Below are 18,997 nucleotides of genomic sequence, written 5' to 3'. Positions count from 1 at the left end.
GCGCGCTCCTCAGCGATGAGTCGGGCGGTGCCGGGCGGCCGGGGGCGTCGCGTTCAGTGCCCCGGGACGTACCCGCGTTCCTTGTCGACCACGTTCCGCAGCGGCCTTCCCGCCGCCCAGTCCTCGTACAGCTCCATGAACTGGGCGCCCAGCTCATCGCGCCAGCCGACCGTGTCCCCGCTCATGTGCGGGGAGACGATCAGCCCGGGTGTGGTCCACAGGGGGCTGTCGGCGGGCAGCGGCTCGTGCTCGAAGACGTCCAGGGCCGCGCCCGCGATCCACCGCTTCGACAGGGCGGCCACCAGGTCGGCCTCGACGACGAGCGGGCCGCGCCCGATGTTGACGAAGCGGGCCGACGGCTGCATGAGGCCGAAGCGCCGCGCGTCGAACATGCCGCGCGTCTCGTCGGTGAGCGGGGCCGCGCAGACCACCCAGTCGGCGCGGGTGAGCAGCCGGTCGAGCTCGGCGGCCCCGTGCACGCCGGGGCGCGCGGCGCGGCCCACCAGCGCGACGGTGATCCCGAGCGCCTTCAGCGTCCCGGCGACGGCCCGGCCGATGGGCCCCGAGCCCACCACGCACGCGCGCGTGCCCGCGACCCGGCCGCTCTCGCGGTGGCGCCAGGAGCGCTCCCGCTGGAGTCCGAGAGTGCGCGGCAGGTCCTTGGCCATGGCGAGGACGAGCGCGGCGACGTACTCCGCGATCGGCTGGTCGAAGACGCCGCGGGCGTTCGTCACCACCGTGTCCGACGCGGCGAGTTCAGGACACATGAGGTGGTCGACGCCGGCGCTCGCGGTATGCACCCAGCGCGGCCTCGGGCCCTCGCCCGGCCAGGCGCGGCGCACCGCGTCCGAGGCGAAGTCCCACACCAACAGGGCGTCCGCGAGCGGCAGTCGGGCCGCCAGGGTGGTCTCGTCCGCGTGCAGCACGCGGGCCCGTCCCGTGAGGGCGCCGAGGCGGGGCGGCGGGGTGGGAGGCGTGGCGCCGAGGACCAGGAGGGTCGTCTCCGGCCGGGAGGAGGATGACGGTTCGGACATCGAGGGGAAACCGTTTCGCAAAGGGGCGCCGCTTCCCTGGAGAGGTACGGCTCAGCCGTCTGAGATGTGCGGATTGACCACGCTGGCACCCGAACCTACCTTCGTCAACAGAGGCACTGGCGCAACGGCACTCCGGGAACCGAGTACTCTCCGTGCCCGCGCCCGCACCCTCCGTCCGTGCGGCCGGCCGTGCGGAGTTCCCCGTCCCGACGTCCCGGCGCGTCGCCGGCTCCCCGCTCCTCCCGGCCCTCGGCCGGTCCCTGACACCACGTGAGAACTTGGGGCCTGCTCATGGACGTCTCTTTCCTCGGTGGCCCGCACCCACAGCGCGGTGTGGGCGTCGTAGCCCCTTTCGACTTCGTCCTCGACCGCGAACTCTGGCGCTGGGTCCCGGACGAGGTCTCCCTCCATCTGACCCGGACCCCGTACGTGCCGGTCGAGGTCAGCCTCGACCTGGCACGCCTGGTGAGCGAGCACGAGACGCTCGCTGACGCGGTCCGCGCGCTGAGCGCGGCGGAACCCGAGGTGCTCGCGTACGCCTGCACGTCGGGCAGTTTCGTCGGCGGCATCGCGGGCGAGCGCGCGATGTGCGCGGCCATGACCTGCGAGGGCGCGGTCGCCTCCGTGACCACGTCGGGCGCGCTCATCGAGGCGCTCGGCGAGCTGGGCGCGCGGCGCGTCGCCCTGGTCACGCCCTACACCTGGTCGGTGACCGAGGTCCTCGAGGAGTACCTGGCCGAGTCCGGCGTCTCGGTCACGGCCCGCGCCTACCTCGGTCTGACCCGGCACATCTGGAAGGTCTCCTACCGGGACGTGGCCGAGATGGCGCGTCAGGCGGTGCGGGACAACGCCGACGCCCTCTTCATCAGCTGCACGAACCTCCCCACGTACGACGTCATCCCGCAGCTGGAGGCGGAGCTGCGGGTGCCGGTGATCTCGGCGAACCAGGTGACGATGTGGTCCGCCCTGCGCCGGCTGGGTACGCGTGCGGTAGGTCCCTACCAGGCGCTCATCGACCCGGGGGCGCGGCCGGGCGCGAGGCCGCTGGCCCCGCCGCCGCGGGGCCTGCCCGAAGTTCCACCCGCAGAAGGAGGAGGCTGGACGTGACGGCACTCGGATTTCTCTACCCGGGGCACTCGGCCGAGGACGACTACCCGCGCATGGAGCAGACGCTCGGCAGCGACGTCCGGCTGCAGGTCGTCCACACGGACATCGGCGAGGACGCCCACCGCGTCGACGCGCTCCTGGAGATGGGCTCGGCCGCGCGGCTCGCCGCGGGCGTGGAGGAGCTGCGGCTCACCGGCGCGGAGGCGGTGGTCTGGGCGTGCACCAGCGGCAGCTTCGTCTTCGGCTGGGACGGCGCCCACGAGCAGGTGCGGGACCTGGCGCTCGCGGCGGGCCTGCCGGCCTCGTCGACGTCGTTCGCCTTCGCCCACGCCGTGCGGGAGCTGGGCGCGGCCCGCGTCGCGGTCGCGGCCACGTACCCGGAGGACGTGGCCGCGCACTTCTCGGCGTTCCTGGAGTCCGCGGGCACGGAGGTCGTCTCGGTGCGGGGCAGCGGCGTCATCACCGCCGCGGAGGTCGGCGCCTGGGGCCGCGAGGAGGTCATGGCGCTGGCCCGCGCGGGCGACCACCCGGACGCCGCGGCGGTGCTGCTGCCGGACACCGCGCTGCACACGGCGGCCCACGTCCGCGAGCTGGAGGCGGCCCTCGGCAAGCCGGTGCTGACCGCGAACCAGGTCACGGTCTGGGAGGCCCTGCGGCTCGCCGGGCGACGGGTCAACGCCCCGGCGCTCGGCGCCCTGTTCACGAAGGAGCCGCCGGTGCAGGCCTGACCGGTCACGGGCTGAGGATCAGCCGCACCACGGTCAGCGTGTGGACCGAGGCGGAGACGTAGTAGAGGACGATGGCGCCCCTGACCGTGGCCTCCCTGCGGTCGGGGTCGTCCCGTACGGGCGTGGAGCCGTAGCCGTACGGGTCGCGGCCCAGGGTCCGCACGAGCGCGGCGCGGAACGCCTCGGCGTCGCCCATCTTGGTGAGGGTGTCGTCGGCGGGCGGCGCGTAGGTGACGCGGTGGACGCGGCGGTGGCGAGGGCTCAACGGGACCCCCGCCCCTCGGGCCCCTCGGCGCCCCGCCCCTCCGTGCCCGCGGCGCTTTCGGCGGCGTCCCGCTCCTCCGGGCCCTCGGCGCCGCGCCGCTCCGCCTCGTCGGAGGCCAGCCGGGCGAGGCGCGCCTCGGCGTCGGGGTCGGGCACCGCCTCCAGCATCCAGTGCCGCATCACGGCGTGGATCTCGTCGACACCCGCCGCGTTGATGGCCCGGTCGAACTCCGCGCGCCGCCCCTCGGGCAGGGCGGCGCGGATGTCCGGGATGGTGTTGGGCACCTCGACCTCTACTCCGTCGACCAGGGTCTTCAGCGGATCAGCCATGGCGGTCACGGTAGCGAGGAGACGCGCCGCGCGGGAGGGGAATAAACGGAGTGAGCCTCCTGTTGGCCCACCCGTACCCCGAACACCCGAGCTCGCACGCAGTGCAGGAGGCCCCCAGTGACAGTGGACCCGACCGACGAAGGCATCCGCGGCGAGCGGCACGGCACCGCGCCCGTCCCCCTGTCCGTCCTGGACCTCGTCACCGTCGGCGCGGGCCGCACCGCCACCGACGCGCTCCGCACCAGCGTCGAGATCGCCAAGCTGACCGAGGCCCGCGGCTACCACCGCTACTGGGTCGCCGAGCACCACTCCATGCCCGGCGTCGCCTCCTCGTCCCCCGCGGTGATCCTCGCCCACCTCGCCGCCCACACCGACCGCATCCGGCTCGGCTCCGGCGGCGTCATGCTGCCCAACCACGCCCCGCTCGTCATCGCCGAGCAGTTCGGCACCCTGGAGGCCATGGCCCCGGGCCGCGTCGACCTCGGGCTCGGCCGCGCCCCCGGCACCGACGGCGCCACGGCCGCCGCCCTGCGCCGCTCGGAGCGGCTGAACGAAGGCGCCGACGAGTTCCCGCAGCAGCTCGCCGAGCTGACGCGCTTCCTCGACGACGACTTCCCCGACGGCCACCCCTACCGCCGCATCCACGCGGTGCCGGGCCCCGTCCAGGCGACCTCGCCCGGCGGCGTCCAGTCCCCGCACCGGCCGCCGCTGTGGCTGCTCGGCTCCTCCGGGTTCAGCGCCCGCCTCGCCGGCGTCCTCGGCCTGCCGTTCGCCTTCGCGCACCACTTCTCCGCGCAGAACACGATCCCGGCGCTCGACCTCTACCGCGAGTCGTTCAAGCCCTCCGCGGTCCTCGACGCCCCGTACGCCCTCATCGGCGTCTCCGCGCTCGCGACCGACGACGAGAACGAGGCCCGCCGCCAGGTCCTCGCCGCCGCCCTGAACATGGTCCGCCTGCGCACGGGCCGCCCCGGCCTCGTCCCCACCCCGGAGGAGGCGGAGGCGTACGCGTTCAGCGAGATGGAGCGCGACTTCGTGGAGAGCTGGAACGCCAACGTCATCCACGGCACCGCCGACCAGGTCCGCACCGGCCTCGACGACCTCGCCAAGCGCACCGGCGCCGACGAGCTGATGATCACGGGCAACGCCCACAGCGGCGAGGCCCGACTGCGCTCGTACGACCTCATCGCGGACGCGTACGGCCTGCCGAAGGCCTGACCCCGGGCTCTTTTGGGCTCTCAGGGCCGGGGTTCACCTCGCCGAGCAGCACGGAGATACGATCCGCCGCGACCGGCCGGGAGTAGAGCCAGCCCTGGCCGGTGTCGCAGCCGATGCGCCGCAGCCGCGTCGCCTGCGCCGCCGTCTCCACGCACTCGGCGGTCACCGTCAGGCCCAGGCGGTGGGCCAACTGCACCATCGCCTCGACGATGACCGCGTCGGCGGGGTTGCCCTGCGTCTCCCCCTCCTCGTACTGGAAGCCCCGTACGAAGGAGCCGTCCAGCTTGAGGGCGGAGACGGGCAGCCTGCTCAGGTACGCCAGGTTCGAGTAGCCCGTGCCGAAGTCGTCGATGGCGATGCGCACGCCCATCTCGCTGAGCGCCTTCAGGGCCTGGAGCGGACGGCCCGTCGAGCCCATGACGGCGGACTCGGTCAGCTCCAGTTGCAGCAGCCGCGGCGGGAGCCCGGTCTCGGCGAGGATGCCGGCGACGTCCGCGACGAGGTCGGAGTCCCACACCTGACGCACCGCCACGTTGACGCTGACGAAGACCGGCTCGCGCTCGGGATGGGCGAGCTGCCAGCGGCGCGCCTGACGGCAGGCCGTGCGCAGCACCCAGCACCCGAGCTGCACGATCGACCCGTCCTCCTCGGCGAGGCTGATGAACCGATTCGGCGTCAGAAGACCGAACTGCGGGTGCTGCCACCGCACCAGCGCCTCGACTCCGCGCACGTCCTCGTCGTCGAAGCCCACCAGCGGCTGGTAGTCCAGGACGAACTCGCCCCGGTCGACGGCGGGCCTGAGTGAGCTGGAGAGCGTCTGGCGGGTCATCCGGTGGGCGTTGCGCTCGGGGTCGAAGAGCGTCCAGCGGTCCTTGCCGTCCGTCTTCGCCCAGTACAGCGTGGTGTCGGCGGCCTGCATCAGCCCCGTGGCGGTGGTGCCGGAGGCCCGCCGCTCCACCACGCCGATGGACGCCGAGACGGAGAGCCGCTGCCCCGACAGGTCGAACGGCTCCCGCAGCGCCTCCAGCGTCGCCTCGGCGAGGCCCGCGAGCTCCTCGGTGCCCGTGGACTCCTCCACGAGCAGCGCGAACTCGTCCCCGCCGAGCCGCGCCACCAGCGGCGGCGCGGTCCTGCCGTGACCGGCCAGGTCGGCGCAGCGCGTGAGCCGCTCCGCGACGGCGGCGAGCAGCCGGTCGCCGATCCGGTGGCCGAGGGTGTCGTTGACCGCCTTGAACCCGTCGAGGTCCAGGTAGCACAGGCCCACCCGGCCGGTGCTCGAATCGTCGTACGCGCCCGCTTCGAGCGCGGCGGCGAGGCGTTCGAAGAACAGGTTGCGGTTGGGCAGCCGGGTCACCGGGTCGTGCATCTGCACATGGCGCAGCCTGGCCTGGAGCTCGCGGCGCGCGCTGATGTCGGCGGCGGCGAGCAGCACGGTCCCGCCGCCGCCCCGGTCGGCGGACCCCGGCATCGGCGAGACCGTGATCCGCGCCCAGAGGGAGTGCCCGTCGGGGTGTTTCAGACGCCGGGTGCAGCGCAGGTCGGCCTGCCGGCCGCGCAGCACCTCGCGGTACGTGTGCCAGGTGCGGGCGTCGGACGCGAGGTCGACCAGGTCGGCGGCGACGCGCCCGGCCAGCTCGTCGGGGGGTGCGCCGACGAGGGCGGCGAAGGCCTGGTTGGCGTCGACCACGAGCCCCTCGCCGTCGACCACGGCGAGGGGGAGAGGGGCGTGCGCGAAGGCGCCGCGGTAGTCGGCGCGCTCCGGTTCGCCACGTTCCGTCACGGCGTGGGCGCACCCGGCGGACGGTGTGGCGGTCATGGGGGCGGGCCCTTCGGACGTTCCGTTCACCGCTTGCTCCCGCAGTGCAGTCGTTCTCGAACAGGTCTCGTCGGGCGTCATTCGGTCGACGGGGCCCATGTGGGGGACGGGCCCGCGCAGGAAAGTGTGCCGATCATAGAGGCCGACCGGAGACGCCAGCCAGCGGTTCCGCCGCCCCGAGCGCGTTCCGCTCTCCGTGACAGATCGTTTCTGCTCGGTCGTGGCCCGGATTCTCCGTCGGCCGATCACTTGTGACGTTCTGTGAGCGCTCGGGGTGTCGCCCTCTGTCCGACGGTCACCCGGAAGGGCCAGGCAAACAGGGCGTTGAGCATAAAAACGCCACAAGGTGGGTGGGGTGTCCCGCATTCCGCACCCGGAGGTCGACGTGCCGCGTCAGCTCCCCTCTTGGGGACTCACTCGTGGAGGGGGAAATCCCCGGTTGCGCAGCACCACCGCGATCCTCACCTCGCTGACCGCCCTGGCCGCCACCTCACTGGTCGCGGGGCCCGCGATCGCCGAGCCCGTCGCGGGCCCCTGCGCCCTGCGCCGCACCGCCGCCCACCACTCCGAGGGGCTCGACACCTGGAACAGCGGCTATCCGCGCCCGGCCAGGACCCTGGACGCGGTCATGGTCTTCCTCTCCTTCCCCGACTCGCCGCCGCTGACGACGCCGCGGGAGCTGACCGCCGACCACTTCCCCGCCACCAGCCAGTTCTTCGAACAGGCCTCGTACGGCAAGTTCAGGCTGCGCCCGCATCCGGGGCGCGAGTGGGTGGAGATGCCGCGGACCTCCACGGAGTACGCCATACGGCGTGACTGGGACGCCCAGCGCAGGGCCGTCTATCTGCGCGACGCGCTGGCCGCCGCCGATCCGCACGTGGACTTCTCCCGCTTCGACGTCGTCTACTTCGTCGCCGACCCGGACGCGCCCGGCGTCGACTCCGACGCCACGAAGGTCGTGAACTTCGACCGGCCGATGCGGGCCGACGGCGTCGACATCCGGCGCATCGTCACCGTCTTCGAACGCCACCCGCCGGACCGGAACGTCCTGGCCCACGAGACCGGCCACGTCTTCGACCTGCCCGACCTCTACCACCGCCCGACCGACGGCGAGGGCGACTGGGACACCCATGTGGGGGACTGGGACGTCATGGGCAGCCAGTTCGGCCTGGCGCCGGACCTCTTCGGCTGGCACAAGTGGAAGCTGGGCTGGCTCGAACCCCACCAGGTGCACTGCGTCACCTCGGGCGTCGAGCGGCTGACCCTGGAGCCCCTGTCGGCCGACCCGGTGCGCGACGCCCTCGGCGGCACCCGGCTCGCGGTGATCCGCACCGGCCGGGGCTCGGCCCTGGCCCTTGAGGCCCGCAGCCGGACGGGCAACGACCACGCGACGTGCACGGAGGGCGTGCTCGTGTACGAGGTGCGGAACGAGACGGCCTCCGGCAGCGGCCCCGTCAAGGTCGTCGACGCCCACCCCGAGACGAAGTCCTGCTGGGGCGACTCGGTCTACCCCCAGCTCGCGGACGCCCCGGTGCGCACGGGGGAGAGCTTCTCGGTGCCCGGGGAGGACGTGCGCGTGGAGGTGGAGGCGCGGACGGCCGCGGGCGCCTGGACGGTGAAGGTGTCGGCGGGGAGTGAGGCGGGGGAGTGAGGCGACGGCCGCCGGGAGGCGGGCGGGTCGGCCCGGTCCCGGGCATGCGAGAAGCCCCCCGCTTGCGCGAGGGGCTTCCCACTGTCTGTGCGCCGCCAGGGACTCGAACCCCGGACCCGCTGATTAAGAGTCAGCTGCTCTAACCAACTGAGCTAGCGGCGCCTGCTGACGTCGTAGACCTTAGCATCATGGTCGCCGCCGGGAAAAATCGATATGCGCGCCGCCGGAGGCGTCGCCCGGACCGCGCCGACATGGACCGCCGTGCCCGCTCCGCGAGCCGCGCGCACGCAGGCCCAGAGCAGCACCTCGGGGCCCGGCAGCCACGGGTGACGGGTGCCGGGGGCCACCAGCCAGCGGGTTTCCGGGTGGTCGGGCGCGGCGTCGGCGGGGGCCGTGAGCGGGGGCACGGTGATCGCGTCGCCCGTGCCGTGGCAGAGCACGGAAGGGACGCGGGCGCCCCACTCCTCCCAGCCGAGGAGCGAGGGCAGGCGCTGGGCGGTGCGGGGCGCGGCGAACAGCAGCGTCCGGCCGCGGTGCACGGCCACCGGCCCCGAGCCCGGCCCCTCGTCCCATAAGCGGTCCAGCATGCGCCGGCCGAAGACGGCGGGGACGCTGACGACGTCGAAGGCGGAGCCGCACGGCAGGACGGCGGGGGCGTCGGGCCTGGCCCGCCAGTGGGCGAGCGCGCTGCGCGGATACGTCTCGGCGGAGGCCAGCCAGGCGGCGCCCTCCGCGGTGACGTCACAGGCCGCGTCGTGGGCGGGGCCGAGGGGGGAGGGGGCGGTGTGCGTGGGTGAGGGGGTGCGGGCGCTCATGCCGGTACGTCTACTCCTGGTGAGCGTCCCGTTTCACAGAGTTGCCGGAACCGGGGACAGCGGCGGACGCGGTGCGGTACCTTGCCCTCGCGACATATGCCGGACATATGTTCGCTACGGGGCGCGGCGCTGCGGGGCGCCGCACGGCGCTGCGGGCCGGGCGCGGGGCGCGCCGCGGGGCCGTAGGGGCTGTGGCTAGGCCTGCTTCTCGGCGTCCCCGCGCAGCAGGTCGCGGCCGAACTCCACCATCTTCTTGGCGTAGTCCTCCGTCCACTGCGCCCGCTCCGCGATCAGCGCGGTCGTCATCCGGTCGAAGCGGCGGGGATCGGCGAGCTGGGCCGCCGCCATGGCCTGGAACTCCACGGACCGGTCCGTCGCGGCGCGGAACGCGTGGGTCAGCTCCGTCGCGCGGTCGAGCAGCCGCCGGGGGTCCTCGATCGACTCCAGGTCGAAGAAGTGCTCGGTGTCGGCCACCGCCTCCGCGGGCTCGAAGAGCAGGGGCGCGGGGCGCATGCGCTGTTCGGTCCGGGGCCGCTCGGGCTCCGCCATGGTGGATCCTCCTCGTACGGTGCGCGCCGTCCGTGCGGCGTTCAGGCCATCTCCCATTGTCCCCTGCCGCACAAGTGGGCCACGGGGCCCGCCCCGCCGCGCCTCACCCGGCCCACGCGCCTCACCCGGACCACCGCACGCGGTGCTCCGCGAGCCGCGCGAGCACCGCGTGGTTCGCCTCCCAGCCGTCAGGGAACTTCACCGTGACGCCGAGCTGGACCGGTTCCGTCGAGGGGTGGTCGTCCAGGAGGGTGTCCACGCCCGCGCGGCAGACCACGATGCAGGCATGGCGGTGGCGGGAGGTCAGGACGCACAGGCGGCCCGTCTCCAGGTGGAACGCCGTGGCGTCGGGGCGGCCGGAGAGCGGATGCAGGACGACCGTCACGTCGTACTCCCGGCCCTGGAGCCGGTTCGCCGTGTCGACCGTGACGTCCCGGACGCCGAGGTCCGCGAGGGCCGCCCGGACCGCCGCCGCCTGGTCGCGGTGGGCCGTGCCGACGGCGATGCGGTCGGCCGTGAGCGGGGCGGGCCCCGGGCCGCGCTCCGACGTGGCCGCGCCGCCCCGGTCGAGGAGCCGCCGCACCACTCGGGCCAGCGCGCCGACGGCCTCGGGGTCCGTGCGCGGGGTGTTCCGCGCGGGCAGTTCGAGCAGGCCCCAGCCCGCCTCGGCCGCCTCGTCGATCACCCGGTCCGCGGCCGAACCGTCCGACGCCACCGCGAAGCGCAGCGCGCGGTCGCCGTGGTCCGTGCCGCTGCGGAAGGGCGTGTACGGATAGAACGCGCCCGAGACCAGCGGCGCCGCCGACGCGGGCAGCCGCCAGGAGACCGGGAGGCGGTGCTGCGGCAGCTCGGGGTTGTGGGCGAGCAGCGTCGTCACGGCGGACGCCGAAGGGTCGTACGCCAGGCCGGCCCACTGCTCGGCGCCCACGATCGAGAACGGGTCGAGCTGCCCCGGGTCGCCCACGAACAGCGCCCTCTCGAAGAGCCCCGCCACGGCGAGCAGCGCGTCCGACCGCATCTGGTACGCCTCGTCGACGATCGCGTGCCCCCACGGCGCGTCGAGCTGGTCGACCTTGACGTGCGCCCACTTCGCGGCCGTGGAGATGACGACGTCGAGCCCCGCGAGATCACCGGCCTTGGTCGACTTGCGGACGTTCGGCAGGTCGTCGAGCGCCTTGTCGTACGGGTCGGGGTCGCTGCTGTGCAGACGGCCCACCGGCAGCTTCGGGTCCTTCTCGGCGAGCCGCAGGACGAGGTCGTCCACCTGCGCGTTCGTCTGGGCGATCACCATCAGCGGGCGGCCGGCGGCGGCCAGTTCCCGGGCCGCGCGGACCACCAGCGTCGACTTTCCCGCGCCCGGCGGCGAGTCGACCACGACACCGCGGTGCGTGCCGTGCAGCGTGTCGTGGAGGATCGCCTCCGTGGCGCGCGCGGCCTCGGCGCCGGGATCGAAGGCGCCGCCCGCGGGCGGGGCGAGCTGCATCACTGGGTCTCCTCCGCGTGCGTCACAGGGTCTTCTCCGCGTGGGTCACGTCCGTCGCCGCGCACGTCATGGGCCGCGTACGTCACAGGGTGTCCTCCGCGGTCACCGGATCGGGGCGCTCCGCGGTCTCCGCCGGCGGGCCGCCGTGGGTCCACGGGGTCTCCTCGGGGTCCGGCAGCTTGGGGCCGCCGCGCTGCTCGTGCTCGAAGAGCGTCCAGCAGATCCGGTCGCCCTTCTCGGGCACCGAGCCGGGGTCGGGCTCCTTGCCGCGGCCCATCTTGTCGGTCAGACGCAGCACGACGACGCCCTCACCCTCGTACGCCACGAACTCGGCGGTCTGCGGCTTGCCGCCCAGCGCGCGGTACACCTTCGTGCGCTCGCCGAGGTGCGGGCGGTCGTCGGTGCGCACGGTGACCAGCGGGCGCGGCCGTGGGCTCTTGGCCTCGCTGTACGCCATGACGACCTCCGTCACCTCGCCCGCGAAGGCCTCGCCCGCGAGCCGGCGGCCCGCCATCACCAGGGGGTCGTCGAGCGCCTCCTGGGCTTCGAGGCGGGACTGCTCGCGCTCGCGCGTGGCCAGTTTGTTCGCCGCGGTGACCGCGTCGTCGACGCGCGGCTGCGGCGGCTCGCCCGCGACGACCCGGTCCCGGTGGCCCGTGAACGACCAGCGGTCGCGCGTCCACCGGTCGGCGTCGTGCGCCGCCACGGGGAGCGTGCACAGGGCGTCGAGGCCGCGCCACACGGCGTCCCAGGTGGGGCGGGTCCTGCTGTCGATCAGGGCGTGGATCTCCTGCTCCGCCGCCGTGAGCGCGGCGAGCCCGACGTCCGCCGCGACGCCGTCCTCGGCGGCGGCCAGGGCGCTGCGGGCGCGGTCATAGCGCTCCATGGCCGGGGCGAGCAGGGTGTTGTCGAACGCCGGGTCCGTGGCCGGGCCCGCGGGCGGGCACAGCAGCTGGCCGGCCTCGTCCCGCGCCAGCTCCGCGCGGAAGGCGGCCTCGGCGCCCGACGTGCCCTCCGGGGCCTCGATCCAGGCGAGCAGGGCGCCCAGGTGCTGGTCCTCCAGGCTGGACTGGCCGGTGGCCCAGTGCCGGGAGAGCAGCTCGGTCATGGCGAGCAGCAGCGACGAGCCGGGGACGCGGGCCCGCTCCCCGAAGTGCGTCAGCCAGCGGCCGAGGAGGGGGACGCGGGGCGGCGCCGGATAGGGCGCGTCGGGGTCCTGCTCGGCGGTGCGGCGAAAGCGCATGGAGCGGCCGAGCAGCCGCACGAACTCGATGCCCGCCCGGCTCGGGACGATGAGCTGCGGGGCGTCCGCGCAGAGCTCGACCTCGACCTTGACGCGCTTGCTGGTCTCGGGGTCCGTCTCGCTGCGCTCGGCCGCCTCGACGTCCCCGGCGAACGAGTCGACGTACGGCAGGACGATCTCGGCGAGCTCCGACAGGAACGCGAAGCGCAGGTCGCGGTCGCGCGGCTGGGGCACGACGAGGAGCCGCGGCGAGGTCCGCTCGGTGCCCACGAGGGCGCCGAGCGGCGCGCCCGCCTCGCCGGCGGTGGTGAGCGGCACGAGGACGAGGGGGCGCTGGGACAGATGCCGGTGACGCGCGGTGGCCCGCGGCTGCGCCCGCCCCGTGGAAACCGCTTCGAGCCGGGCCAGACCGTCGATCAGTGACATGCCGCCGCCTCTCCGGCCAGGGCCTCGGCGCGTGGTCCGGGCGTTCGGCAGGGCGCGGTGGCCGCCGGGCTGCCCGGGGCACATGCCGCGTCGGGGGCCGTTCGGGGCTGGGCGTACCCGTGGGTCAGTGACATGCCGCCGCCTCTCCGGCCAGGGCCTCGGCCCGCAGTTCCGCCGCTCTGCGCAGGGTCGCCACCGCCGGGTCGTCCGGGTCGCCCGTGGCGCCGGAGGCCGCCGACAGGACGTCGTCGATGGAGGTCAGGCCGCCGAGCTCGCCCCGGATGGAGCGGCCGAGCGCCGTCACCTCGCCCTGCTCACGGGCCCGCGCCCGGCAGTGGAAGGCCAGCTCGCACGCGGACAGGCACTCGGGGGCATACGCCGCGGGGACCGCCTCGACCGCCGCGGTCAGCTCGGCGGCGGGGCGGCGCACGTCGAACGTCGTGCCCTCGGGCAGCTCCGCCGCGATGTCCTCGACGCGCGTGAGGCGGGCGAGCTGGCGCCGGGTCACCGAGAGCTGCTTGCGGACGTCGATCGCGGATGCCGTGGGCAGGTTGGAGAAGTCCTTGGGGCAGACGAGAAGGACGTGGTGGTGGATCTCCGGCGCCGGTTCGATCCGCGCGGCCACCTGTTCGAGAGCCAGCGCGTACACCGCGGACTGGCGGGCCGCCGCGCCCACCTTCGCCGCGTCCGCCGAGCCGTCGATCATCGGGAAGGACTTGATCTCCACGACCGTCCAGCCCCCGTCGGGGTGGACGACGACCGCGTCCGGCTCCAGGAAGGCGGGCGTCCCGGCCACGTCGAGGGCCAGCATGGGGTGGTCGAGGAGCGTCCAGCCGTCGGACGCCGTGGCCTCCCGCAGGGCGAGCGCCGTGCGCGCGGCGCGGCCCTCGGGGCCCGCCGCGGCCAGGTCGGGGACGGCGCTCCCGCCCGGCACGGGCTCGGGCCCGCCGCCCAGGAACCGGTGCGTCAGCCGGAGCAGCTCCGCGCCGCCGTCGGCCTTGACCCGCGCCTCGAAGGCATTGCCGCGCATGAACGCGAACTGGGACTGCCCGAAGCCGGAGGGCGCGCCGAGCGACTGGGCGAGGACCGTCTTGTCCACGCCCGCGCCGTCGAGCAGCGAGCGCCTGCTGCACCCGGGGTTGGCCGCCAGCGCGGCGAGTGCCCTGGCGTCCAGGGGCCGTGCGGGGACGTCGGGGCCGCGCAGCTCAGCGAGCCGCTGCCGGAGCGCCGTCCTCCGCCTCGGCGGGGCCGGCACTCGGCTCGGCGCCGAGGTCGACGCTCTGCTTGCGCTGTCGGGGAAGTCGCTCACCCACCGAAGTCTGGCACCCGGCACCGACAATCGAGGACTCGGTGGCGGACGGGACGCCGTCGGAGCGGATGAAGCGCGCCCGCAACGTGGCCATCACAGGGTCGCTGAGCCGCCGCACGGGCCGCACCAGGAGCAGTCCGACGCCCATCACGGCGGCGCCCGCGACCGCGTCGAGGAAGTAGTGGTTGGCGGTGCCCATCACGACGATCGTGGTGATCAGCGGGTAGGCCACGCCGGCGACCCGCGCCAGCGGTGTGCGGCCGTGCCGCCACAGCATCACGCCGCACCACAGCGCCCACCCCACGTGCAGGCTGGGCATCGCCGCGTACTGGTTGGTCATGCCGCCGAGCCCGCGCGGCGCGCTCGCCTCGCCGCCCCACCAGCCGTAGCCGCTGTACTGCGCCATGGTGTCGACGAAGCCGTGGCTCGCGTCCAGCAGCCGGGGCGGGCACGTCGGCAGGAGCGTGAAGCCGACGAGGCCGATCATCGTGGAGATCATCAGCCACGCGCGTGCGGCACGATAGTGGACCGCGCGGCTGCGGAAGAGCCAGACGAGGACGGCCGGCGTCACCAGGTAGTGCAGGGAGGCGTACCAGAAGTCGGCGGGGACGCCGATCCACGCCTGCGAGGTGAAGAGACGGTTCAGCGGGCTCTCGGCGTTCAGCCGCAGGAACTGCTCCGCCTCCAGGATGCCGATGCCGTGGTCGACGGCGGCGGCGACATCACCTCGGACGACCAGCCGTCCCGCCGAGTACGCGGCGTACACCAGCACGATCAGCGGCAGCTCCGTCCACCAGCGCAACCGCTGTCCGGACGGGCCGCCCGTGCCTGGCGCCTCGGTCTTCGGCAGCATCCGGTCGGTCCCCCATCATCTCTGTTCACTCGGCGCTCGCCGTTCGGGTCACCCGGCGTTGGGCGCCGCATCACCTTACGGGCTGCGCGGGGGACGCCGCGGCGTCCCCCGCTCGTCCAAGACGCAGAGATCGCCCGCCGGGTTGCCGACCCGGGCGTGGGTCCTGGCACGGGTGGGTGATGATGGAGAGAACGGGCGCCCACCTGTCCGTAAAAAGCTGTAAAAGTCCCTCGGAGTTCGCGCCCGAGGCCGCGTACGAGTTGGAGAGCCCCCATGGCACCGCGCATCCTGCTGGCCCGGCACGGACAGACGGAATGGTCGCTGTCCGGGAAGCACACCGGCAGGACGGACGTCCCGCTCCTCGACGAGGGCCGCCGGGGCGCGAAGCTCCTGGGCGAGCGGCTGCACCGGGCCCCCTACGACGGCCTGCCCGACGTCGAGGTGCGCACCAGCCCGCTGTCCCGGGCGCGGGAGACCTGCGAGATCGCCGGCTTCGGGGACCGCGCCCGCACCTGGGACGCGCTCATGGAGTTCGACTACGGCTCCTACGACGGCATGACCCCGGCCGACATCCAGGCCGTCCGCCCCGGCTGGTTCATCTGGCGCGACGGCGTCCCGAGGGGCGAGACGCTGGCCCAGGTCTCCGCGCGCGCGGACGAGGTGGTCGAGTGGGCCAGGAGCGCCGACCGCGACGTCCTGGTCTTCGCGCACGGCCACATCCTGCGGGTCATCGGCGCGCGCTGGCTCGGCGAGGACATCGCGTTCGCGTCCCGCATCCGCCTCAACCCCACGTCGCTCTCGGTCCTCGGCTGGGCCTACGGAGAGCCCGCCATCGAATCGTGGAACGAGACGGGCCACCTGGCGTAGCGGCGGACGGCACTCCGCGCGGAACGGACCTCCTACACGGCCCGCGGCAGCGCGGCGTGCCGTTCCAGGAAGCCGCCGACCCCCGAGGCCCTGCGGTGCGGCAGCAGCACCCGTGCCGTCGTGGCGAGCATCGACTGCACGCGCGAGGACTGCACCTCGTCGAGGAACGACAGCGCCCGCAGCCCCGCCGTCGCCGCCTCGTCCGGCCGCCCGGCGCGCGCCAGGTCGTCGGCCAGCTCGGCGGTGTACAGCGCGATGTTCCTGGTGAACTGCGGGGTCTCGGACGCCGCGGTGACCGCGGCGCGCCGCGCGTGCGTGGCGGCCCGCGACCAGTCGCCGAGAGCCGACCAGCACTGCGCTTCGAGGCCGTTCAGCTCGGCCTCGCCGTAGAAGCTCATCCACTCCGGGTCCTCGGGCGAGGCGCCGCGGTCGAAGAGGGCGTGCGCGCGGGTCAGCGAGTGCTCGCAGCCCGCGCGGTCGCCGAGCCCCGCCCAGCCCCCGGCCTCGCGCAGCGCGAGGAGCGACAGCAGCCGCGGGGAGCCGAGCCGCCGGGCGGCGCGGGTGGCCGCCTGGGCCGCCCTGACCGCCTCGCGGGGCCGTCCCGTGTCACGGGCGAGGAAGGCGGTGTTGCAGAAGGCGTGCGCCTCCAGGGCGGCGTCGTCGGCGACGCGGGCGGTCGCGAGGGCCTCGGAGTAGTACGAACGGGCGTCGTCGAAGCGGCCCGAGTCGTGCGCCAGCCATCCCACCGAGATGGCGAGCTCGCCCGCGCCCGCGTGCAGCCGGTCGGCCGTGGACTGCCGGGCGGCGCCCGCGTCGAGCAGGGCGTAGGCGGTCCGCAGCGGCGCGGCGGCCCTGCGGTACAGGCCGTCGGCGCCGTGCCGGTCGTCGAGCAGCCGGATGCGGCGCACGGCGTCCTCGACCGCGCTCGCCTCGGCGTCCCCCGCCCGGTGGCCGCGCCGGACGGAGGCCTCGGCCGATCCGCCGAGGACGAGCCCGGCGGAGCCGAGGGACGCGGCGGCCACGGCGGCCGTCGAGCCGGTCATGAATGCGCGACGTCGCACGTCGCTCTCCTCTGGAGTCTGGATCGCGTACGGATCGCAGGCGCTGGGGTCGGACCCGGACGGATGGGACTCGTACAAGTGGATCGGGGTGTGCGGGTGGTTCGTGAGGTTCGGTCGTGTGGTGCCGGTGGTGCTCGGGTGGCTCCTGGTGCGGGTCGGCGTGGGCTCGGGGGAGGAGCCGGCGGAGGGCGGCGGCGGGGGCGCGCCGGGGCCGGGGCGCGCGCCTCTGCCGCGCACCAGCGAGCGGGGCGCGAACCCCAGGTCGGTCAGGCTCCGGCCCGGGAACATGTGCAGGAACACGCGCTCGTAGGCGTAGTTGGGGCAGCGGATCTCACCGGCTTCCACCCGCCCGATGTAGCGCGCGTCGCAACTCACGCGCTCGCCGATCTCACGGGCGGCCCGTCGCACCGCCGCCGCGAACTCACCGGGCGAGCGCTGCCCGCGCAGCCGCCGGAAGACAAGGTTCGGACGCCGGGACTGAGTTGACGATGCCATCGGTGAGGTCGCCATGGCCGGACCCTCTCGTGCGGTCGTGCCGGACCGCGCACCTGCTCGCGCACAGCGGTCACACCCGCACGCGGGATCTCGCGGGGCGCCCCTGTTCCGGCGGAGCACGAACGTACCGGCTGTGCGGGCGCCGACACGCGGAGTTCGCCTACAAACCGGTCATCTCACCCACGATCTGCCATGAACTGCCATCCTTTGCGGCGGCGTGCCGCAGTGCCTGTTGACGCCGGCCGGCGTTGAACCATGTGGAGAGGGAGACCGCACAGCTCCCGCACTCGCGAGGAGGGTCCCCTTGTTGGAGATCGGCATGGAGAACAGCGACTCCCGTACGGAGAGCGGCGCGGCGCCGGCGTCACTGACGACGGCCCGGCACCGGCCCACGCACGACGGCAGCGCTCCGCCACCGGGCGGGGCCGTGTGCGACGACGCGTGCTGCGACCTGGTCACCGTCCCGGCGCGGCAAGGACTCGAAGCGGTGGACATCCTGCGCCGCGGGGCGGGCGACACCATCGGCCCCGTCCTGCACGACGGCGGCTGCGACACCCTCGGCTTCCTGGTCCCGCCCGGTACGGCCGACGGCTGGGACCTGCCCGGCAGTGCCTGCACGCAGACCTTCGGCCGCGGCACGGCCCCGGGCGCGGAGCCCGACCCCGGGCCCGCCGTCCCCGAGCCGCCGGTCGCGGGCACCGGCTGGCTCCTGCCGCCGGGCGAGGAGACCGACCCCGTCACGGACCCCGCCGTGCTGCGCGCCGCGCTCGGCCAGGCGGCCCGCACGATCGAGGCCGCCGACAACTGCCGCTGACACCGGCCCCCGGGCGGCCTCGCCCCCTCGCCGGGCCCGCGCGGCCCCGGGCGCCGATAATGGTCCGATGGCAAGGAACAGGCGGTCACGCGAAGAGTCCGACGCGGTCGTCGAGCAAGTGGACGGAGGGCTCGCCGAGCTGCTGCCGGACCGGGACAGGCCGCGCGCGTGGACGCTGCTCGTGGACGGCGCCCCGCAGTCCCACGTGGACCTCGACGACCCCGCGCACCTCGACTTCGAGTACCAGCGCAGGCTCGGCCACGTCGCGGACCTCGTCGCGCCCCCCGGCAAACCGATACAGGCCCTGCACCTGGGCGGTGGCGCCTTCACCCTCGCCCGCTACATAGCGGCGACCCGCCCCCGCTCCACCCAGCAGGTCGTCGAGCGCGACACCGCCCTCATCGCGCTCGTCCGCCGCGAGCTGCCGCTCGACCAGGGAGCCCGCATACGGGTGCGCGGCGCCGACGCCCGCGAAGGCCTCGCGAAGATCCCCGACGGCTGGGCGGACCTCGTCATCGCCGACGTCTTCAGCGGCGCCCGCACCCCCGCGCACCTCACCAGCACGGAATTCCTCACCGACGTGCGCAGGGTGCTGCGCCCCGGCGGGTTCTACGCCGCCAACCTCGCCGACGGGCCGCCCCTGACACATCTGCGCGGCCAGCTCGCCACCGCCGCCGCGCTCTTCTCCGAACTCGCGCTCGTCGCCGACCCCACCGTGCTGCGCGGCAAGCGGTTCGGCAACGCCGTGCTGCTCGCCGGGGACCAGGCGCTGCCCGTGGCGGAGCTGACCCGGCGCAGCGCGAGCGATCCGCACCCGGCCCGGGTCGAACACGGGCGCGCGCTACGGGACTTCAGCGGGGGAGCGGCCGCCGTGACGGACGCCCGCGCGGTCGCCTCGCCCGCGCCGCCACCCTCGGTCTTCCGCTGAGCCACG

General features: G+C 74.6%; 17 protein-coding genes, 1 tRNA gene and 1 pseudogene. 7 read left to right on the top strand and 12 right to left on the bottom strand.

Features of this window, described 5'->3' with window-relative positions; all coding sequences use genetic code 11:
- Positions 1-53: 53 nt before the first annotated feature.
- Positions 54-1,034: a D-2-hydroxyacid dehydrogenase gene (locus DCW30_RS06120; protein ID WP_076686031.1), complete on the bottom strand. Its 981-nt coding sequence runs from the start codon at positions 1,032-1,034 to the stop codon at positions 54-56.
- A gap of 291 nt (positions 1,035-1,325) precedes the next feature.
- On the opposite strand from DCW30_RS06120, the gene DCW30_RS06115 reads away from it, so the two are divergent.
- Positions 1,326-2,141, top strand: a complete 816-nt coding sequence (locus DCW30_RS06115) for a maleate cis-trans isomerase family protein (RefSeq protein ID WP_076686033.1) — start codon at positions 1,326-1,328, stop codon at positions 2,139-2,141.
- On the top strand, positions 2,138-2,869 hold the full coding sequence (locus DCW30_RS06110; RefSeq protein ID WP_076686035.1) for a maleate cis-trans isomerase family protein: 732 nt from the start codon (positions 2,138-2,140) through the stop codon (positions 2,867-2,869). Before DCW30_RS06115 ends, DCW30_RS06110 begins: the two co-directional genes overlap by 4 nt.
- A gap of 4 nt (positions 2,870-2,873) precedes the next feature.
- Here the strand turns inward: DCW30_RS06110 and DCW30_RS06105 are convergent, their stop codons facing one another.
- Positions 2,874-3,065, bottom strand: coding sequence for a hypothetical protein (locus tag DCW30_RS06105; protein ID WP_062779189.1), 192 nt, complete (start codon positions 3,063-3,065; stop codon positions 2,874-2,876).
- A gap of 161 nt (positions 3,066-3,226) precedes the next feature.
- Positions 3,227-3,463 (bottom strand): annotated as a pseudogene (locus DCW30_RS06100) (hypothetical protein); the annotation flags it as partial.
- Positions 3,464-3,586: 123 nt separating this feature from the next.
- On the opposite strand from DCW30_RS06100, the gene DCW30_RS06095 reads away from it, so the two are divergent.
- Positions 3,587-4,681 (top strand): LLM class flavin-dependent oxidoreductase, encoded by a 1,095-nt coding sequence (locus DCW30_RS06095; RefSeq protein ID WP_076686037.1) that lies wholly within the window; start codon positions 3,587-3,589, stop codon positions 4,679-4,681.
- On the opposite strand, the gene DCW30_RS06090 is transcribed toward DCW30_RS06095, so the two are convergent.
- Complete coding sequence (locus DCW30_RS06090) at positions 4,647-6,497, bottom strand: putative bifunctional diguanylate cyclase/phosphodiesterase (RefSeq protein ID WP_103557474.1); 1,851 nt, start codon at positions 6,495-6,497, stop codon at positions 4,647-4,649. The two genes, DCW30_RS06095 and DCW30_RS06090, sit on opposite strands and share 35 nt — an antisense overlap.
- 355 nt (positions 6,498-6,852) lie before the next feature.
- Here DCW30_RS06090 and DCW30_RS06085 point away from each other — a divergent pair, with 355 nt between their 5' ends.
- Positions 6,853-8,148, top strand: coding sequence for a M6 family metalloprotease domain-containing protein (locus DCW30_RS06085; RefSeq protein ID WP_076686039.1), 1,296 nt, complete (start codon positions 6,853-6,855; stop codon positions 8,146-8,148).
- A gap of 88 nt (positions 8,149-8,236) precedes the next feature.
- Here DCW30_RS06085 and DCW30_RS06080 read toward each other — a convergent pair.
- From DCW30_RS06080 to DCW30_RS06050, 7 genes are all read right to left on the bottom strand, one after another.
- Positions 8,237-8,310 (bottom strand) — tRNA-Lys (locus DCW30_RS06080).
- Positions 8,301-8,963, bottom strand: coding sequence for a bifunctional DNA primase/polymerase (locus tag DCW30_RS06075; RefSeq protein WP_076686040.1), 663 nt, complete (start codon positions 8,961-8,963; stop codon positions 8,301-8,303). The genes DCW30_RS06080 and DCW30_RS06075 overlap by 10 nt, the downstream gene beginning before the upstream one ends.
- A 195-nt stretch (positions 8,964-9,158) precedes the next feature.
- Positions 9,159-9,512: a hypothetical protein gene (locus tag DCW30_RS06070; RefSeq protein ID WP_076686043.1), complete on the bottom strand. Its 354-nt coding sequence runs from the start codon at positions 9,510-9,512 to the stop codon at positions 9,159-9,161.
- A 121-nt stretch (positions 9,513-9,633) separates the two neighbouring features.
- The gene (locus DCW30_RS06065) at positions 9,634-10,995 is read right to left on the bottom strand and encodes an AAA domain-containing protein (protein ID WP_076686045.1); all 1,362 of its coding nucleotides are present in this window, start codon (positions 10,993-10,995) and stop codon (positions 9,634-9,636) included.
- Between the two features lie 82 nt (positions 10,996-11,077).
- Entirely contained in the window at positions 11,078-12,664 is a 1,587-nt protein-coding gene (locus DCW30_RS06060; protein WP_076686048.1) for a hypothetical protein, read from the bottom strand.
- A gap of 124 nt (positions 12,665-12,788) precedes the next feature.
- Positions 12,789-13,919, bottom strand: coding sequence for a hypothetical protein (locus DCW30_RS06055; RefSeq protein WP_076686050.1), 1,131 nt, complete (start codon positions 13,917-13,919; stop codon positions 12,789-12,791).
- Complete coding sequence (locus DCW30_RS06050; RefSeq protein ID WP_076689287.1) at positions 13,870-14,823, bottom strand: phosphatase PAP2 family protein; 954 nt, start codon at positions 14,821-14,823, stop codon at positions 13,870-13,872. The genes DCW30_RS06055 and DCW30_RS06050 overlap by 50 nt, the downstream gene beginning before the upstream one ends.
- Positions 14,824-15,099: 276 nt before the next feature.
- On the opposite strand from DCW30_RS06050, the gene DCW30_RS06045 reads away from it, so the two are divergent.
- On the top strand, positions 15,100-15,693 hold the full coding sequence (locus DCW30_RS06045; RefSeq protein ID WP_076686051.1) for a histidine phosphatase family protein: 594 nt from the start codon (positions 15,100-15,102) through the stop codon (positions 15,691-15,693).
- Between the two features lie 32 nt (positions 15,694-15,725).
- On the opposite strand, the gene DCW30_RS06040 is transcribed toward DCW30_RS06045, so the two are convergent.
- Positions 15,726-17,264, bottom strand: coding sequence for an NsdA family TPR-like regulatory protein (locus DCW30_RS06040; protein WP_076686053.1), 1,539 nt, complete (start codon positions 17,262-17,264; stop codon positions 15,726-15,728).
- A gap of 304 nt (positions 17,265-17,568) precedes the next feature.
- Here DCW30_RS06040 and DCW30_RS06035 point away from each other — a divergent pair, with 304 nt between their 5' ends.
- Together DCW30_RS06035 and DCW30_RS06030 are read left to right on the top strand one after the other, a co-directional pair.
- On the top strand, positions 17,569-18,063 hold the full coding sequence (locus DCW30_RS06035; RefSeq protein ID WP_062779174.1) for a hypothetical protein: 495 nt from the start codon (positions 17,569-17,571) through the stop codon (positions 18,061-18,063).
- Between the two features lie 67 nt (positions 18,064-18,130).
- Complete coding sequence (locus tag DCW30_RS06030) at positions 18,131-18,991, top strand: spermidine synthase (RefSeq protein ID WP_076686055.1); 861 nt, start codon at positions 18,131-18,133, stop codon at positions 18,989-18,991.
- Positions 18,992-18,997: the final 6 nt, after the last annotated feature.

Source organism: Streptomyces alfalfae, assembly GCF_004127445.1.
Taxonomy (GTDB): Bacteria; Actinomycetota; Actinomycetes; order Streptomycetales; family Streptomycetaceae; genus Streptomyces; species Streptomyces alfalfae.
The sequence above is the reverse complement of the archived record's forward strand: the minus strand, read 5'-3'. Positions and strand labels throughout refer to the sequence as shown.